The organism is Pseudomonas sp. ICMP 460 (genome assembly GCF_002723595.1).
GTDB classification, from domain to species: Bacteria; Pseudomonadota; Gammaproteobacteria; order Pseudomonadales; family Pseudomonadaceae; genus Aquipseudomonas; species Aquipseudomonas kitaguniensis.
Genome location: NZ_LKBR01000046.1, coordinates 192212 through 207473, shown reverse-complemented (window position 1 = coordinate 207473; position 15262 = coordinate 192212). Strand labels below are relative to the sequence as shown.

General features: G+C 59.2%; 9 protein-coding genes. 3 read left to right on the top strand and 6 right to left on the bottom strand.

Translation table 11 applies throughout. The features are described 5' to 3' along the window. Positions 1–10: 10 nt before the first annotated feature. Entirely contained in the window at positions 11–1618 is a 1608-nt protein-coding gene (locus AO240_RS23550) for a carboxyl transferase domain-containing protein (RefSeq protein WP_099239681.1), read from the bottom strand. A gap of 13 nt (positions 1619–1631) precedes the next feature. Next, positions 1632–2795 (bottom strand): isovaleryl-CoA dehydrogenase, encoded by a 1164-nt coding sequence (locus tag AO240_RS23545; RefSeq protein ID WP_099239679.1) that lies wholly within the window; start codon positions 2793–2795, stop codon positions 1632–1634. Positions 2796–2946: 151 nt separating this feature from the next. Between AO240_RS23545 and AO240_RS23540 the strand changes: the two genes are divergently transcribed. Both AO240_RS23540 and AO240_RS23535 read left to right on the top strand, forming a co-directional pair. Beyond that, positions 2947–4587 (top strand): AMP-binding protein, encoded by a 1641-nt coding sequence (locus tag AO240_RS23540; RefSeq protein WP_099239677.1) that lies wholly within the window; start codon positions 2947–2949, stop codon positions 4585–4587. A 302-nt stretch (positions 4588–4889) separates the two neighbouring features. Beyond that, entirely contained in the window at positions 4890–9440 is a 4551-nt protein-coding gene (locus tag AO240_RS23535) for an NEL-type E3 ubiquitin ligase domain-containing protein (RefSeq protein WP_256586038.1), read from the top strand. 551 nt (positions 9441–9991) lie between these two features. Here the strand turns inward: AO240_RS23535 and AO240_RS23530 are convergent. From AO240_RS23530 to AO240_RS23520, 3 genes are all read right to left on the bottom strand, one after another. Continuing rightward, on the bottom strand, positions 9992–10891 hold the full coding sequence (locus tag AO240_RS23530; protein ID WP_099239673.1) for a hydroxymethylglutaryl-CoA lyase: 900 nt from the start codon (positions 10889–10891) through the stop codon (positions 9992–9994). Between the two features lie 16 nt (positions 10892–10907). After that, positions 10908–11300 carry a MerR family DNA-binding transcriptional regulator gene (locus AO240_RS23525; RefSeq protein WP_058415571.1) on the bottom strand — a complete coding sequence of 131 codons (393 nt, stop codon included), beginning with the start codon at positions 11298–11300 and terminating at the stop codon, positions 10908–10910. A gap of 87 nt (positions 11301–11387) precedes the next feature. Then, entirely contained in the window at positions 11388–12323 is a 936-nt protein-coding gene (locus AO240_RS23520; RefSeq protein WP_058415570.1) for a LysR family transcriptional regulator, read from the bottom strand. 166 nt (positions 12324–12489) lie between these two features. Here AO240_RS23520 and AO240_RS23515 point away from each other — a divergent pair, with 166 nt between their 5' ends. Next, positions 12490–13719 carry an acyl-CoA dehydrogenase gene (locus AO240_RS23515; RefSeq protein WP_099239671.1) on the top strand — a complete coding sequence of 410 codons (1230 nt, stop codon included), beginning with the start codon at positions 12490–12492 and terminating at the stop codon, positions 13717–13719. Positions 13720–13918: 199 nt separating this feature from the next. Here AO240_RS23515 and AO240_RS23505 read toward each other — a convergent pair whose 3' ends face one another. Then, entirely contained in the window at positions 13919–15256 is a 1338-nt protein-coding gene (locus AO240_RS23505) for a substrate-binding domain-containing protein (protein WP_099239667.1), read from the bottom strand. Positions 15257–15262: the final 6 nt, after the last annotated feature.

The following is a 15262-nucleotide window of genomic DNA, read 5'->3' as shown; positions in this document are numbered from 1 at the left end:
ACAGCTCCATTTACATGCGGAACACGCCGAAGCGGCTCGGCTCGATGGGCGCATTCAGCGCGGCGGACAGGGCCAGCGCCAGCATGTCGCGGGTCTGCAGCGGATCGATGACGCCGTCATCCCATAGCCGCGCGCTTGAGTAGTAAGGGTGGCCCTGGGTTTCATACTGGTCGAGGATCGGCTGCTTGATCGCGGCTTCCTCTTCGGCGCTGAACGCTGCACCGGCGCGTTCGGCTTGTTCGCGCTTGACCTGCACCAGCACGCCGGCCGCCTGTTCTGCACCCATCACGCCGATGCGTGCATTCGGCCACATCCACAAAAAGCGCGGGTCGTAGGCGCGACCGCACATGCCGTAGTTGCCGGCACCAAAGCTGCCACCAATGATCACCGTGAACTTCGGCACCTTGGCGCACGCCACGGCCGTGACCAGCTTGGCGCCATGCTTGGCAATGCCGCCGGCTTCATACTTCTGGCCGACCATAAAGCCGGTGATGTTTTGCAGGAACAGCAAGGGAATACCGCGCTGACAGGCCAGCTCGATGAAGTGCGCGCCTTTTTGTGCGGCTTCGGCGAACAGAATCCCGTTGTTCGCGAGGATCGCTATCGGGTAGCCGTGCAAATGCGCAAACCCGCACACCAGTGTGGTGCCGAACAGCGCCTTGAATTCATCGAAGACTGACGCGTCGACCAGCCGCGCGATCACTTCGCGCACATCGAACGGCTGCTTGGCATCCGCCGGAATCACCCCGTACAGTTCTTCGCCGGCGTACAGCGGCGGCGCCGGCGTGCGTTGCACCAGTTGCCCTTGTTTGCGCCAGTTAAGGTTGGCCACACTGCGCCGCGCCAGGGCCAGCGCGTGTTCGTCGCTGTCGGCATAGTGGTCGGCCACGCCGGAGATTTTGCAGTGCACATCGGCACCGCCGAGGTCTTCGGCGCTGACCACTTCACCCGTCGCGGCTTTTACCAGCGGCGGCCCGGCGAGAAAGATGGTTGCCTGCTGGCGCACCATGATCGCTTCGTCGGCCATGGCCGGCACGTAGGCGCCACCAGCGGTGCACGAGCCCATCACCACCGCAATTTGCGGAATGCCTTGGGCACTCATGTTGGCCTGGTTGAAGAAGATGCGCCCGAAGTGTTCACGGTCGGGAAACACCTCATCCTGGCGCGGCAGGTTGGCGCCGCCGGAGTCCACCAGGTAGATGCACGGCAGGCGGTTTTGCTCCGCGATGGTCTGCGCGCGCAGGTGTTTTTTCACCGTGAGCGGGTAGTAGGAACCGCCTTTCACCGTGGCGTCGTTGGCGACAATCATGCATTCGATGCCTTCCACGCGGCCGATCCCGGCGATCACGCCAGCGGCGGGCACGTCTTCGCCATACACCTGATAGGCGGCCAACTGGCTGAGTTCAAGGAACGGCGAGCCCGGGTCGAGCAAGCGATTGATACGCTCGCGCGGCAGCAATTTGCCGCGCGCGGTGTGCCGTGCCTGCGCGTTCGCGCCGCCGCCGTGCTGAACATGCGCGAGCAATGTGTGTAGCGCGTCGACTTGAAGGCGCATCGCCGCGCTGTTGGCGGCAAATTCCGCCGAGCGCGGGTTGAGCTGGGTGTGCAAAGTGGCCATGGCGCGCGCTCCTTCAGCGGGTTTCGTTGAAGAGTTCGCGGCCGATCAACATCCGCCGAATCTCACTGGTGCCGGCGCCGATTTCGTACAGCTTGGCGTCACGCAACAGGCGCCCGGCAGGGAATTCGTTGATGTAGCCATTGCCGCCCAGAATCTGGATGGCATCGAGGGCCATTTGCGTGGCGCGCTCGGAGGTGTAAAGGATCACCCCGGCGGCATCCTTGCGCGTGGTTTCGCCTCGCTCGCAGGCCTGGGCCACTGCGTACAGGTAAGCGCGGCTCGCGTTGAGGTGCGTGTACATGTCGGCAACCTTGCCCTGAATCAGCTGGAATTCGCCGATGCTCTGGCCGAACTGCTTGCGGTCGTGGATGTACGGCACGATCAGGTCCATGCAGGCCTGCATGATGCCGATCGGGCCGCCGGCCAACACCACGCGTTCATAGTCGAGGCCGCTCATCAGCACTTTGACGCCGCCATTCAGCGCGCCAAGGATGTTTTCCTGCGGCACGTGCACATCATCAAAAAACAGCTCGCAGGTGTTGGAGCCGCGCATGCCCAGCTTGTCGAACTTGCTGCCACGGCTGAAGCCCTTCCAGTCGCGTTCGACGATAAAGGCGGTGATGCCATGCGCGCCTTTTTCCACGTCGGTCTTGGCGTAGATCACGTAGGTGTTGGCGTCGGGGCCGTTGGTGATCCAGGTTTTGCTGCCGTTGAGCACGTAGTGGTCGCCGCGTTTTTCGGCGCGCAGTTTCATCGAGACCACGTCGGAGCCGGCATTCGGCTCGCTCATGGCCAAGGCGCCGACATGCTCGCCGCTGATCAGTTTTGGCAGGTAATTGAGTTTTTGCGCGTGGCTGCCATTGCGGTTGATCTGGTTGACGCAGAGGTTGGAGTGCGCGCCGTAGGACAAGCCCACCGAGGCTGACCCACGGCTGATTTCTTCGATGGCCACCACGTGCGCCAGGTAACCGAGACCGGCGCCGCCGTATTCCTCCGGCACGGTGATGCCGAGCAGGCCCATGTCACCGAACTTGCGCCACAAGTCAGCGGGGAACAGGTTGTCGCTGTCGATGTGTGCCGCGCGGGGGGCAATTTCCTTGGCCACGAAGGACCGCACTTGGTCGCGCAGCATGTCGATGGTTTCGCCCAGGGCGAAGTTCAGGGACGGGTAACTCATGGACAGGCACCTTAATGTGAGCTTTGTTTTTGTGTGGGTTGAGCGGCGGGGGAGGTCGCTCACCTTTACGTTAACGTAAGCTTGCGTTACGGTGCTGTCAATCGCAGTTTACGTTTACGTCAACCTAAAAAAAAGATAACAGGGATTCGTTATGGATCAACCCAATCCAAGCTACAGCCGTGGCGTTCAGGGCAAGCCCTTGCTGGCTATGACCATCGGCGAGGCCTTTGATAACACGGTTGTGCAACATGCCGATGGCGAGGCGCTGGTGGTGCGTCATCAGCAACGCCGTTACAGCTGGCGGCAATTGGCCGAAACGGTGGATTTGCACGCCCGTGCGTTCCTTGCCTTGGGCATGCAAGCCGGCGACCGCCTGGGTATTTGGGCGCCCAACTGCGCTGAGTGGTGCATCAGCCAGATCGCCAGTGCCAAGCTCGGCGTGATTCTGGTCAACATCAACCCGGCCTACCGCAGCAGTGAATTGGACTACGTTCTCAAGCAGGCAGGTTGCCAATGGCTGGTGTGTGCAGGGTCGTTTAAAAGCTCCGATTACCACGCGATGCTGCAGGAACTGAACCCTGACTTGCGCGCCCTGATCAGCCTCGACCCCAGCCCGCCCCCAGGGTTTATACCCTGGTCGCAATTGGCGGCGCTCGGCGCCGGTGTCCCGCCCCAACAGTTGCACAGCCGCCAGGCCAGCCTGCATTTCGATCAAGCCGTCAACATTCAGTACACCTCCGGCACCACCGGTTTCCCCAAGGGCGCCACCCTCAGTCATCACAACATCCTCAATAACGGCTACATGGTCGGCGAAAGCCTGGGCCTTACCGCGCAGGACCGGCTGGTGATTGCGGTGCCGCTGTATCACTGCTTTGGCATGGTCATGGGCAACCTTGCTTGCATAACCCACGGCACCACCATGATCTACCCCAATGACGGCTTCGACCCGCTGTTAACTTTAAACGCCGTCGCCGAAGAGCGTGCCACCGGGCTGTACGGTGTGCCGACCATGTTTATCGCGCTGCTCGATCACCCACGCCGGGGTGAATTCAACCTGGCGACCTTGCGCACCGGCATCATGGCTGGCGCGACGTGCCCCATTGAGGTGATGCGCCGCGTCATCAGCGAGCTGCATATGGGCGAGGTGCAGATAGCCTACGGCATGACCGAAACCAGCCCGGTGTCGCTGCAGACCGGCGCCAATGATGATCTGGAGCGCCGCGTCACGACCGTTGGCCGCACCCAGCCACACCTGGAAAACAAGATCATCGACGCCGCCGGTAACACGCTCGCTCGCGGTGAAATCGGCGAGTTGTGCACACGTGGCTACAGCGTGATGCTGGGCTACTGGAATAACCCCGAAGGCACCCGTGAGGCCATCGATGCCGCCGGCTGGATGCACACCGGTGACCTGGCGACCATGGATGAGCACGGCTACGTGTGCATTGTCGGGCGCAACAAAGACATGATTATTCGTGGTGGTGAAAACGTGTACCCACGCGAGCTCGAAGAGTTTTTCTTCACACACCCTGCGGTCGCCGACGTGCACATTATCGGTATCCCGGATGAGCGTTACGGCGAGGCGATCGTCGCCTGGGTCAAGTTGCATCAAGGCAATGCGGTTAATGAGCTGCAGCTGCAGGCCTGGTGCAAGGGCCGCATTGCGCACTTCAAGACGCCCAAACATTTCAAGTTTGTGGAAACGTTTCCGATGACGGTAACCGGCAAGATCCAGAAGTTTCGCATGCGCGAGATCAGTATCGAAGATTATCGGCCTGCGGCGGCTGATTGACTGCCCGTGCCGGCCCACTTGCGAGGGGCAGGGCTGACGGTTTTTATCTACCTCATTGCAAGCGATCACATGCCACATATTGACTGTTCATCAGGTCAATTAGAGTTCGCTACATGGCATGCCTTGAACAAAGTGACAGTGCTCCAATAAACGCCGCGCCGAGTGTTCATGGCGTTGTCGTACAGGCACGTTTGCCCGCGTGGTACAGCGCTGCCGCAGACCAGCGAAAGACACAATTACATGAATGGGCACTGAGCTATCCACCCTGGTACAAAAAACTGTCCCCGGACAGGCGGCAGCGTGTGCAAGCGGCCCATCAAAGGGGCATGGACGCGCTTAATCAGTTGGATAAGTTTTTCAAGGATTTAAAAGGTGCTGTCGAATTTGCCGAGCCGTTGTTGCTGGCCGCGATGCGCAAAAAATTTGGTCGAGAGGTTGATGTAAAACGCATTTTTTTTGCACGTAAGGAGTTCATGCCGCGTGATCGCTCAAAGGTCTTTGGCCCAGAAGCAAGCGGGTATTGTTACTACAAGGGCGTCAGCCTGATTGAGGCGGCGCTGCAGAACTTTTCAGCGGATGAGGCCCTGGAACCGGGCGATAGACCCTCCAGCATTATTACCCGGTATGACTTTCATCAGCAGTCGCCAACGACCACGTTTAATGAGACGGCGGTCGAGGTGCGCAAAGAACTGATCAGCCCGCATGCGTTTGCCGGAATGTGTCGGGAACTGGATCTGGGCGCGCTGTATCTTGCGCATGTAACGGCGATTGTTAACCCACCAGAGCGCGCAGGGGTGGCCGAAGGCAGTGCGGCCGCTAACGTGCGCAGTCGTATCACCGCGTCGACCCTACAGCAGTTGTTATTGACTGTTGAAGTGGCGCTGGAAGTTGGGCATATACAACAGGATTCCTATGCACTATTACGTGAATTAGCCTACTGGACGGCGGGCATGCAGTGGCGCGGCGCGCCTGTGCACTTATCCAACTTGAAACTGCTGGGTGTTGAACTCAAGCAGATTATCATCATTGGGCCTCTGCGCTTCGGGTATGTGCGGGGTGTCAAGGTGTTCTTCAAAGAGCCTTGTATTGTGTATATCCCCGCAGACCCGGTGTGTGTGTTGAAAGAGTACGCAAGCCTGAGCGAGTTACAGGATGATCTGTCTGGCAGGCTGTGTTCGGCCAGTTATCGACGATTCTTTAGTCAGTGCGTGCCGTATGAGCACCACACTCGGTTTTTCAACACGCTGAAACTTCACCTAGACCCCGACGGCGAACGGGCCGACGACGCAGACTTTGATCCGGGGCAAAAAAACCTGCGTACCTGGTCAACCGGTTATGGTGAGGTTATGCCTCATTCGTGGAACGATCATTCTCGGCAAAAAGTCGATTTAATGCTGAGCAATGCCCAGGCAATGGTGACCTCCACCGCCAAGGCTGACGACAAAGCACATAACGCATGGTTGATGTCGTTGGCTGGCGGGGCGTTGACTGTATTGAATGTTGCCTCCTTCGTCGTACCGCAACTGGCGCCCTTGATGCTGATGGTCGGCGCGGTGCAAATGCTCTATGAGATAGGGACTGGCGTAGAGGCGTGGGAAGAGGGCGACATGAAAGAGGCGTGGGCGCACGTTTCGGCGGTGGCCTTTAATGTGACGACGGCGGTTGTGGGCGCCAAGCTAATGCCGTTGTTCAAGACGCCGTTTGTCGAAGCGCTGACCCACGCGCGTTGCCCTGACGCAAAGGTGCGTTTGTATGCACACGGGCTCACACCTTACCTGCGAAAGATCGTCTTGCCCGAAGCCTTGAGGGCCAATGCAAAGGGCTTGTTTGAGCACGACGGTGGTTTATACCTGCCGCAAAACGCCGGGTATTATCGGGTGGAACCGTTGGCTACCGGCAACACCTACAAAATCCTGCACCCGGAAAACCCATCAACCTACTCGCCACAGGTGCGCCGTACAGAAGGCGGTGCCTGGATACATGAGCATGAGCACCCGTTGAAGTGGACCACGGCGCAGTTGATGGCGCGCTTGGGCGCGCAGACACAGAGGTTGGCAGAGCCACCGGATAAACTTGCGCGCATTTGCCAAATAGCGGCGGTGGACAGCGGCGTACTGCGCAAGATGTACGTAGACCAAGCGCCTGTGCCAGGGCTATTGGCAGACACTCTCAAGCGTTTTGAACTTGACGAGAGCATCGCGAGCGAAGCGCCGGGTGTGAGCGCTTCACGGGTGGCGGGGCATCAGGCCGATCTTTTTGCACAACGTTACGCGGCCGCAGAGAGCGAGAGCGGTGAAGCACTCGCGTTACTCAAACGCACGTTTGCGGCGCTGCCCGACAGCGTGGCGAAAGAGCTGTTGAGCCATGCCAGTGAAGCTGAAATGCAGATGATCGAGCAGCGCAAACGCGTGCCCTTGCGTTTGGCGCAAGAGGCTCGCTATTACCAGCAAGACGTGCGCCTGGCGCGTGCCTATGAAGGGCTTTATCGCAAAACCCTGGGCAATGAGGACACCCAACGAATGGTCCTGCACAGCCTGGAAAAGCTCGCAGGTTGGCCGAAAGACCTGCGCATTGAAGTGGTCGAGAAGGGCGCCGGCGGCAAGGAGCGCCTCCTTGATTGGCTGGGGCCGCCGAACGCCACGGTCAAGCGGCGCCTGATCAAGTTTGGCCCTGTAAACCTCTATGAGGTGCAGGATGACCGGTTCGGCGTATTGACCGCTCAAGCGGATATTTATGGTGCGGTGCACGCCGCCATTTTGCCCGAGGATCGGGTGAGCCTTGGTCTGGCCGCGCATGATCGCGGGGCGAGCCTGAAACGTGCGCTTGAAAACCGGCCGTTGATGCCGCGCAGCGAGTTGCGCAGCCTGTTGCAGATGCAGCCGATCAAGCCGGGTTACAAACCACCGATGCGCCTGGCCGACGGGCGTATCGGTTACCCGTTGAGCCCGCTGCCTGGCGCTGTCAGACGCCCATTTGCCTGTGAAATGAAAGCCTTGATGCTCTATCCCTCCAAATCGATTGGGGAGGTCGAAGTTTTTCTTGGCCTTGCGGGCCTCAGTGACGCCGAGGTTCTGGCCAGGTTAACCGAACTTGAAGCTGAGCTTGAGCAGCTTAAAGTAACGCTGAACACCTGGCAGCAAGCGGGGCAGGCGCAGGGTTACGGCCGCTCTCGGGTCAGAGTCTCCAATACCATTCGTGACGCTTGGCAGCGCTCTTCGCCGCAAGCAATGGCAGCTGATCAAACCGCCATCGGGCACCTCCTCGATTTGTCAGACGAAGCCTGTGGCGAACTGCCGGCCTTAACCGCCAATATGGACCATGTGGGTTGCTTGCGGCTGAATAGAATGGCGCTGTCCGATGAATCACTGGAGTTTCTGAAACCCTTCGGTGGCCTGCGCTGGCTGAGCATGAGCAATAACAACTTTACCCGGTTACCGGAGTTTGCAAATGACGGTATTGGCCTGACCAAACTGGACCTGAGTGCCAATGATATTCGCTTGACCGACCTCACAGCGGCGCGCCTGGAAAGCATGCGCGGCTTGAAGATTCTGAATCTGGCCAAAAACCGTCAACTGGGCTGGACAGCCAATCTCGAAGGTTTATGGAGCCTGAACCAGCTGTACTTAAGCCACACCGAGACCGCCACGTTCCCGGCCAACGCTGACCAACTGGCTAACCTTGCGAGAATCGATCTACATTCCAACCAGATCTCCACGTTGCCTGAATACGCGTACCAGCAGCCCGAACGAATTATCCTGCACGACAACCCGTTGTCCGCTGCTACGCGTGTGCGTCTTGGGCTGGATGCGCCGTTGGGTGAGCATGTTACGGTTCTGGAGGGGCAAACATTATGGCTGCATGACACGCCGGCGGCCGCGCGGGCAGCGCGCGTCCAGCTCTGGAGCGACGTGGCCGCAAGCCCCGGGTCGGCTGCGTTTTTTACCGTGCTGGCCGACACTACCCGGTGCGCCGAATACCGCTCCGCGACCGCGCGTGCGCAGCTGACCGTGCGCGTCTGGGACATGCTGGAGGCGGCCGGTGAACGACAGCAGATCCGCGAACAGTTGTTCGCGGCTGCGGATGACCGATTTACCTGCGGTGATGGCAGCGTGCTCGAATTTATGAACCTGGAGCGTGAGTTGCTGGCCTTGCAAGCGCTGGAGTTGGCTGATGCCGCAGGCGCTGAAACCCAACTGATCAACACCGGCAGAAAGCTTTTGCGGCTTGCGTTGGTAGACGCCATTGCTCAACGAGATGCTGATTTGCGCGGGCCCTCATTTCATGAGGAAACCGAAGTCATACTCGCCTACCGAATAAGATTGGCGGACAGGCTTTCATTGCCGGTCAAATCCCAAGACATGTTGTTTCCCCAAGTGGCTAATGTGAGTCAAGAGGCTATCGATAACGCTTATGCAAGCGTGCTCAGGGATGAACGCATCCACGGCAATGAAGAAGCCTTTTTTGTTAAGCAGGGCTTCTGGAACAGGCATCTTGGCAATCAATACGCAGCGGCATTAAAGGCATTGATGGCACCCGTCAATGAACACTTCAGTGAAAAAAACGCAGCGCTGGAAGCATTGGCGGACCTACAGCGTGAGCAGGATATTGAGGCGGACCAGGCGGTACAGGATCAGTGGCTGGCCAAGCGAAATGCGGCCGTCGACAGGCTTGTCACGCTGCTGGGCAAGCAATACGACGAAATACTGGTGAATGATTCGATGCAAAGTGGTTTTTTTGTAAACGAATTGCAGGCGCTGATGGCTGCGCGGCAAGTGCAGGAGACGCAGGTACTACGCACGTTGACGCGTAGGGTGTTGAATAACCACGCCGCAGTGCAAGGGTCCGAGGTCTGACTGGTTAAGACGCAAGAAGCACAAAGGGGACCCGAAGGTCCCCTTTAATCTGTCGTTGCGTGCTCTTTTTTATTATTGAGGGGCGGCCTGTTGTTGTTTTTGGCAACCGTTACCCTTACTGCTGTTTTTAGCGACCCCCATCCGGGGTCAAGAGCAAACGTATTTTTTTGAGCGCTGATCTGCTTCTTCGCATGCGATCCAACCAGTGGGTAGCTACCTGAAGGTAGTTTTGTTCTTCTCTATCCGGTTGCGGGTTTCGGCATCTGCCGTACCCTGCGAAGCACATCTTCTCCAAAAAAATCTGTTAGCTGCGTCTCTGCCGTGTTGTTTTTGTTATGTCAGAGTCGTTTCGTCTTATTTTTATTAGGTTTGGCGCTTTTTATTCTTGTTATGCAATAGAGATAGCAGAAGCCGTGCCAACTTTAAAAAATCATTTAAAATCAATAGCTTGTATTTTTCAAGAAAAATGACCAGCGGAAAAACACAAGAAATATGTTCCCGTGTTACTCGCCAAGTAAGCGCGCGGTAACACATTGTCACAGCCGCGTTACTCAACCGGCGTTACGCGCTTTGGCCACGCGCGATCCGGTCGGCCTGCCCAGCACATGGCTGATCTGCTGGCCCGCGCGAATCAATAGCTCCAGGTCGATACCGGTGTCGATACCCAAGCCATTGAGCAGGTACACCACATCTTCGGTGGCGATGTTACCGCTGGCGCCCTTGGCATACGGGCAGCCGCCAAGGCCCGCGATAGAGCTGTCGAACACATGGATGCCTTCAAGCAGGCTGGCGTAGACATTCGCGATCGCCTGGCCATAGGTGTCGTGGAAGTGGCCCGCCAGTTTGTCGCGTGGCACCTGCGCGCCGACCACTTCAAACAACCGCCGCGTAGCGCCCGCCGTGCCGGTGCCGATGGTGTCGCCCAACGACACTTCATAGCAGCCCATGGCAAACAGCTCGCGGGCGACTGCGGCCACTTGTGCCGGTGCAACATCACCTTCGTAAGGGCAGCCCAGCACGCACGACACATACCCGCGCACACTGATGCCGTGCTGTCTGGCCGCGGCCATGATGGGTGCAAAGCGCTCCAGGCTTTCGCTGATGGAACAATTGATATTGCGCTGCGAAAACGCCTCGGACGCCGCCGCAAACACCGCGACTTCCTTGACGCCGGCCGCCAGCGCATCTTCAAAGCCACGCAGGTTCGGCGCCAGCGCACCGTAGGTCACGCCGGGTGTGCGCTGGATCTGCGCAAATACCTCGGCGGAGCCGGCCATCTGCGGCACCCATTTGGGTGATACAAAACTGCCGACTTCTATATAGCTCAAGCCCGCCGCGCTGAGCGCGTCCACCAACTGGACCTTGTCGGCCACGCTGATGGGCTGGGCTTCGTTCTGCAAACCGTCGCGTGGGCCAACTTCTACCAGGCGTACATGGGTGGGGAGGGGCATAGCGTTTACCTTCTGATCAAGGGCCAACCTGGCCCATGGTGTGCGCGAGGGCCTGGGTGCAGCGCTCTTCGGCGGTGTCGAGTTCCAGCTTCATCTGTTCAATATCCAACAACTGTTGCTCAAGCTGTTCACGCCGCTCGGCGATCTTTACCAACATGCTGTTGAGTTGGATATGGTTGCCGCTGGAGGGGTCGTAGAGTTCGATCAATTCGCGGCATTCGGCCAGGGAAAACCCGATGCGTTTGCCGCGCAGAATCAGCTTCAGGCTGACCTTGTCGCGCGCCGAATAAATGCGCTCCTGGCCCCGACGCTCCGGAGCCAGCAGGCCTTGTTCCTCATAAAAGCGAATGGCGCGGGTGGTGATGTCGAGCTCGCGGGCGAGGTCGGAGATGCTGTAAGTCGTGCTCATGCTGGCGCTCAAGAAGGTCTTGAGCGTTAGGCTAGTGGCTGGTTGACGTTAACGTCAAGAAGTCACCGCAAAAAACTCTCAGCGCCATCAAGCCTGCTGTTTATCCAGCTTCTTTTCATGCGCCGTCACCTGCTGGCACAACTCGATCATCTGCTCACGCATCCAGCGGTTGGCCGGGTCCTGGTCGGTGCTTTCGTGCCAGTACAGATGGGTTTCCACCGGCGGCACATCGTTCACTGGCAGGTTGAACCACTGCAGTTCATGGCGACGGGCAAAGCGCTCGGGCACCGTCATGACCATGTCGGTTTGCTGCAACACTTGCGAGGCCATCAGGTAATGCTGCGAGCGCAGGGCGATCTTGCGCTGAATGCCCATCTTGCCCAAGGCCAGGTCGACGTGGCCCAGGCCATTGCGGCGGCTGGAGATATGGATATGCGTCAGCGAGAGGTAATCATCCAGGCTGAATTTGTCTTTGCCTGCCATCGGGTGGCCCTTGCGCATGGCACACACGTAGCGGTCTTCCATCAGCTTGACGTGGCGCACTTGCGGGTCGGTGTTGAGCGGTGCATCCACGGCAAAATCCAGGCGCCCGGCGGCCAGTTCCTTGGTGGTTTCGCGGCGTTTGGAGAGGAAACTCTCGATTACCACAGTCGGTGCCAGGCGCCGCAGGCGCTGGAACAGCAGCGGCAAAATTACCGCCTCGGTAAGGTCGGTCATGCTGATGCGATAGGTCTTGGCGGCTTGTTGCGGATTAAAAATCCGGCTTTCCTGCACCGACACGCGCAGCAACGACAACGCGTTACGCACCGGGCCGATGATGTTCTGCGCCATCGGCGTGGGCACCATGCCTTGGGCGGTGCGCACGAACAGCGGGTCGTTGAAGGTTTCGCGAAGACGCGCCAGCGCGTTGGACACCGCAGGCTGAGTGATGCCGACAATCTGCCCGGCGCGGGTCAGGTTGGCTTCGGTGTAGATCGCGTCGAAGACGATAAAGAGGTTGAGGTCGACCTTGCTCAGATTCATGTCGTTGCGCTCTTATTGTTAGGTGGCGATTTGTCAGGTGCAGATGCGCCGATCATATATCGGTGATGAATGTTAATACACGCCGAGAATAGGTTAGGTAAATTATCAGCGCTGTTCTAGCATCGATTGCATGACCTAAACAACCTCTCAAAGAAGGGAGCTGCTCATGGATTTCGCCTATTCGTCCAAGGTTCAGGAACTGCGTGAACGCGTCACCGCGTTCATGGACGCTTATGTTTACCCGGCCGAAACGGTGTTTGAACGCCAAGTCAGCGAAGGTGATCGCTGGCAGCCCACCGCAATCATGGAAGAGCTCAAAGCGCGGGCCAAAGCCGAAGGCCTGTGGAACCTGTTCCTGCCGGAATCCGAACTGGGCGCAGGTCTTTCCAACCTTGAATATGCGCCGCTGGCGGAAATCATGGGCCGGTCCTTGCTCGGTCCGGAGCCGTTCAACTGCTCGGCACCCGACACCGGCAATATGGAAGTGCTGGTGCGTTACGCCAACGCAGAACAGAAGCAACGCTGGCTCGAACCGCTGCTGCGCGGCGAGATTCGCTCGGCGTTCGCGATGACCGAACCGGACGTGGCGTCCTCGGACGCCACCAACATGGCCGCCCGCGCCGAGCGCCAGGGCGACGAATGGGTGATCAACGGCAAAAAATGGTGGACCTCCGGCGCCTGCGACCCGCGCTGCAAAATCCTGATTTTTATGGGCCTGAGCAACCCCGACGCGCCGCGTCACCAACAGCACTCGATGATCCTGGTGCCGGTGGACACGCCCGGCGTGAAAATCTTGCGCCCGTTACCGGTATTCGGCTACGACGACGCACCCCACGGCCACGCTGAAGTGCTGTTCGACAATGTACGCGTGCCGTATGAAAACGTACTGCTGGGTGACGGCCGCGGCTTTGAAATGGCCCAAGGCCGCCTTGGGCCGGGGCGTATTCACCACTGCATGCGCTCCATCGGCATGGCCGAACGGGCACTGGAATTGATGTGCAAACGCGCCGTCAGCCGTACCGCGTTCGGCAAACCACTGGCGCGGCTGGGCGGCAACATCGACAAGATCGCCGACTCGCGGATGGAGATCGACATGGCGCGTCTGTTGACCTTGAAGGCGGCGTACATGATGGACACGGTCGGCAACAAAGTCGCTAAAAGCGAAATTGCCCAGATCAAAGTGGTGGCGCCGAACGTGGCATTGAAGGTGATCGACCGCGCGATCCAGATTCACGGCGGCGCCGGAGTTTCCAATGATTTCCCGCTGGCCTACATGTACGCCATGCAACGCACCCTGCGCCTGGCCGACGGCCCGGACGAAGTGCACCGCGCGGCAATCGGCAAGTTTGAGATAGGCAAGTACGTGCCTAAAGAGCTGCTGCGCAGCGGGCAGTAATACGCGTCCTGTTGCAAGGCGGGTTTCTGTGGCGAGTGGGCTTTTTGTGGCGAGCGGGCTTGCTCGCGTTGGGCTGCGAAGCGGCCCCAATGAAGCTGATGCATTCCTCCAGGCAGAACCGGGGGAATGGTTTTAGGGCCGCTGCGCAGCCCAACGCGAGCAAGCCCGCTCGCCACAGAAGCGCGCCCGCCACAACGGTTTAATACACCCAAACCTCTACCCGCCGATTCTTGATCCGGCCTTCATCCGCCGTATTCGCGGCGACCGGCATCTGCGCGCCGAACCCACGAATATCGCGCAGTACCACAGCGTTTTTCACCAACTCGCGCCGCACCGCCATCGCCCGCAGCTTCGACAACAACGCCGCACGCTGCGGGTCGTTCTTGGCATCACCAAACCCCACCAGCGTCACCTGCTTGTCGAGCTTGCCGTGACTTCTTAGATAAGCCACCACCCGTTGCAAATCCTGGCGCGCCTTGTTGTCCAGGCTGGCACTGCCTTCCTCAAAGCGAAAGTTCACGGTCAAGCGCTGCGCGTCACGTGCGATCGCTTGGTAGTCCTCGGGCATTGAAGGGCGCGGCTCCACGCCAATCGCCTGCACGTGCTGCGCGATAAACCCATTGGCGGCCACAATCGCCTGGCCCTTGCGGCTCTGGGTAAAGTCCACCAGCGCCTTGGCCCACAGGTTGCGACTCGACGGCGGCAGGTAGAAGAACAGCCGTCGTGACAGCGGGTAATCCTCGGTGGCGATCAGGCTATTCAGCGGCAGCATCGGTTGCGAGTCGCCGTCGACAATCGCCACCGCCTTGGCCTGGCGAACATAGGGCAGGCCGATAAAACCGATGCCGTGCGGGTCATGGCTCACGGCATCGGACAATGCCTCGCTGGACTCGAAACGCTTGGCTGAGGCCGCGAGGGGCTTGCCGCGGCGGCTCAGTACCAGCTCCTTGAAAGTGTCGTACGTGCCGGATTGATCATCGCGTGCGTACAGCTGAATCGGCCCGCCGACACCGCCCAACGCCTCCCACGTGCTGACCTCACCGTTGAAGATTTGCGCCAATTGCTCGGTGTTCAGGGTGTTCAACGGGTTGCGCGGGTTGAGGATGATTGCCAGCCCGTCGATGGCGATGACTTGTTCGGCCTCGGGGCTCTTAAGGTCGCCGAGGGGTTCGAGGTCTACCAGCTCGCTGTCCTTTATAGGGCGGGATGCGGCGGCCAAGTCGGCAGTGGCATTTTTCAGCGCGGTAAACCCGGTGCTGGAGCCGTGGGCCGCGACGTCGATGGTGACGGTTTTGCCCTGGCGAGTTGTGCCGATCACGCGCTGTTCATTCGCGCCCTCGGCGGGTTCGCTGTGCACGTCGTGTAAACCCTGATGTTCCATCAAACCCCTGGCCAGTGCGGGGCCGAGCGCTGCGCCAATGGTGTTGCTGCCCTGGATGCGTAACGCCGGGCCTTGATCGGGAACGGCTAAGGGCGCAGCAGCGGCGCAGGGCGGCAAGGCGCAGCAAATTGCCAGGAACAGAACGCGCAGCATCATGCCGGC

Bases quoted from the DNA above. Each gene is read 5' to 3' on its own strand.
- AO240_RS23540 (WP_099239677.1), top strand. From the start codon at position 2,947: ATGGATCAACCCAATCCAAGCTACAGCCGTGGCGTTCAGGGCAAGCCC.
- AO240_RS23525 (WP_058415571.1), bottom strand. From the start codon at position 11,300: ATGAGCACGACTTACAGCATCTCCGACCTCGCCCGCGAGCTCGACATC.
- AO240_RS23545 (WP_099239679.1), bottom strand. From the start codon at position 2,795: ATGAGTTACCCGTCCCTGAACTTCGCCCTGGGCGAAACCATCGACATG.
- AO240_RS23505 (WP_099239667.1), bottom strand. From the start codon at position 15,256: ATGATGCTGCGCGTTCTGTTCCTGGCAATTTGCTGCGCCTTGCCGCCC.
- AO240_RS23550 (WP_099239681.1), bottom strand. From the start codon at position 1,618: ATGGCCACTTTGCACACCCAGCTCAACCCGCGCTCGGCGGAATTTGCC.
- AO240_RS23520 (WP_058415570.1), bottom strand. From the start codon at position 12,323: ATGAATCTGAGCAAGGTCGACCTCAACCTCTTTATCGTCTTCGACGCG.
- AO240_RS23530 (WP_099239673.1), bottom strand. From the start codon at position 10,891: ATGCCCCTCCCCACCCATGTACGCCTGGTAGAAGTTGGCCCACGCGAC.
- AO240_RS23515 (WP_099239671.1), top strand. From the start codon at position 12,490: ATGGATTTCGCCTATTCGTCCAAGGTTCAGGAACTGCGTGAACGCGTC.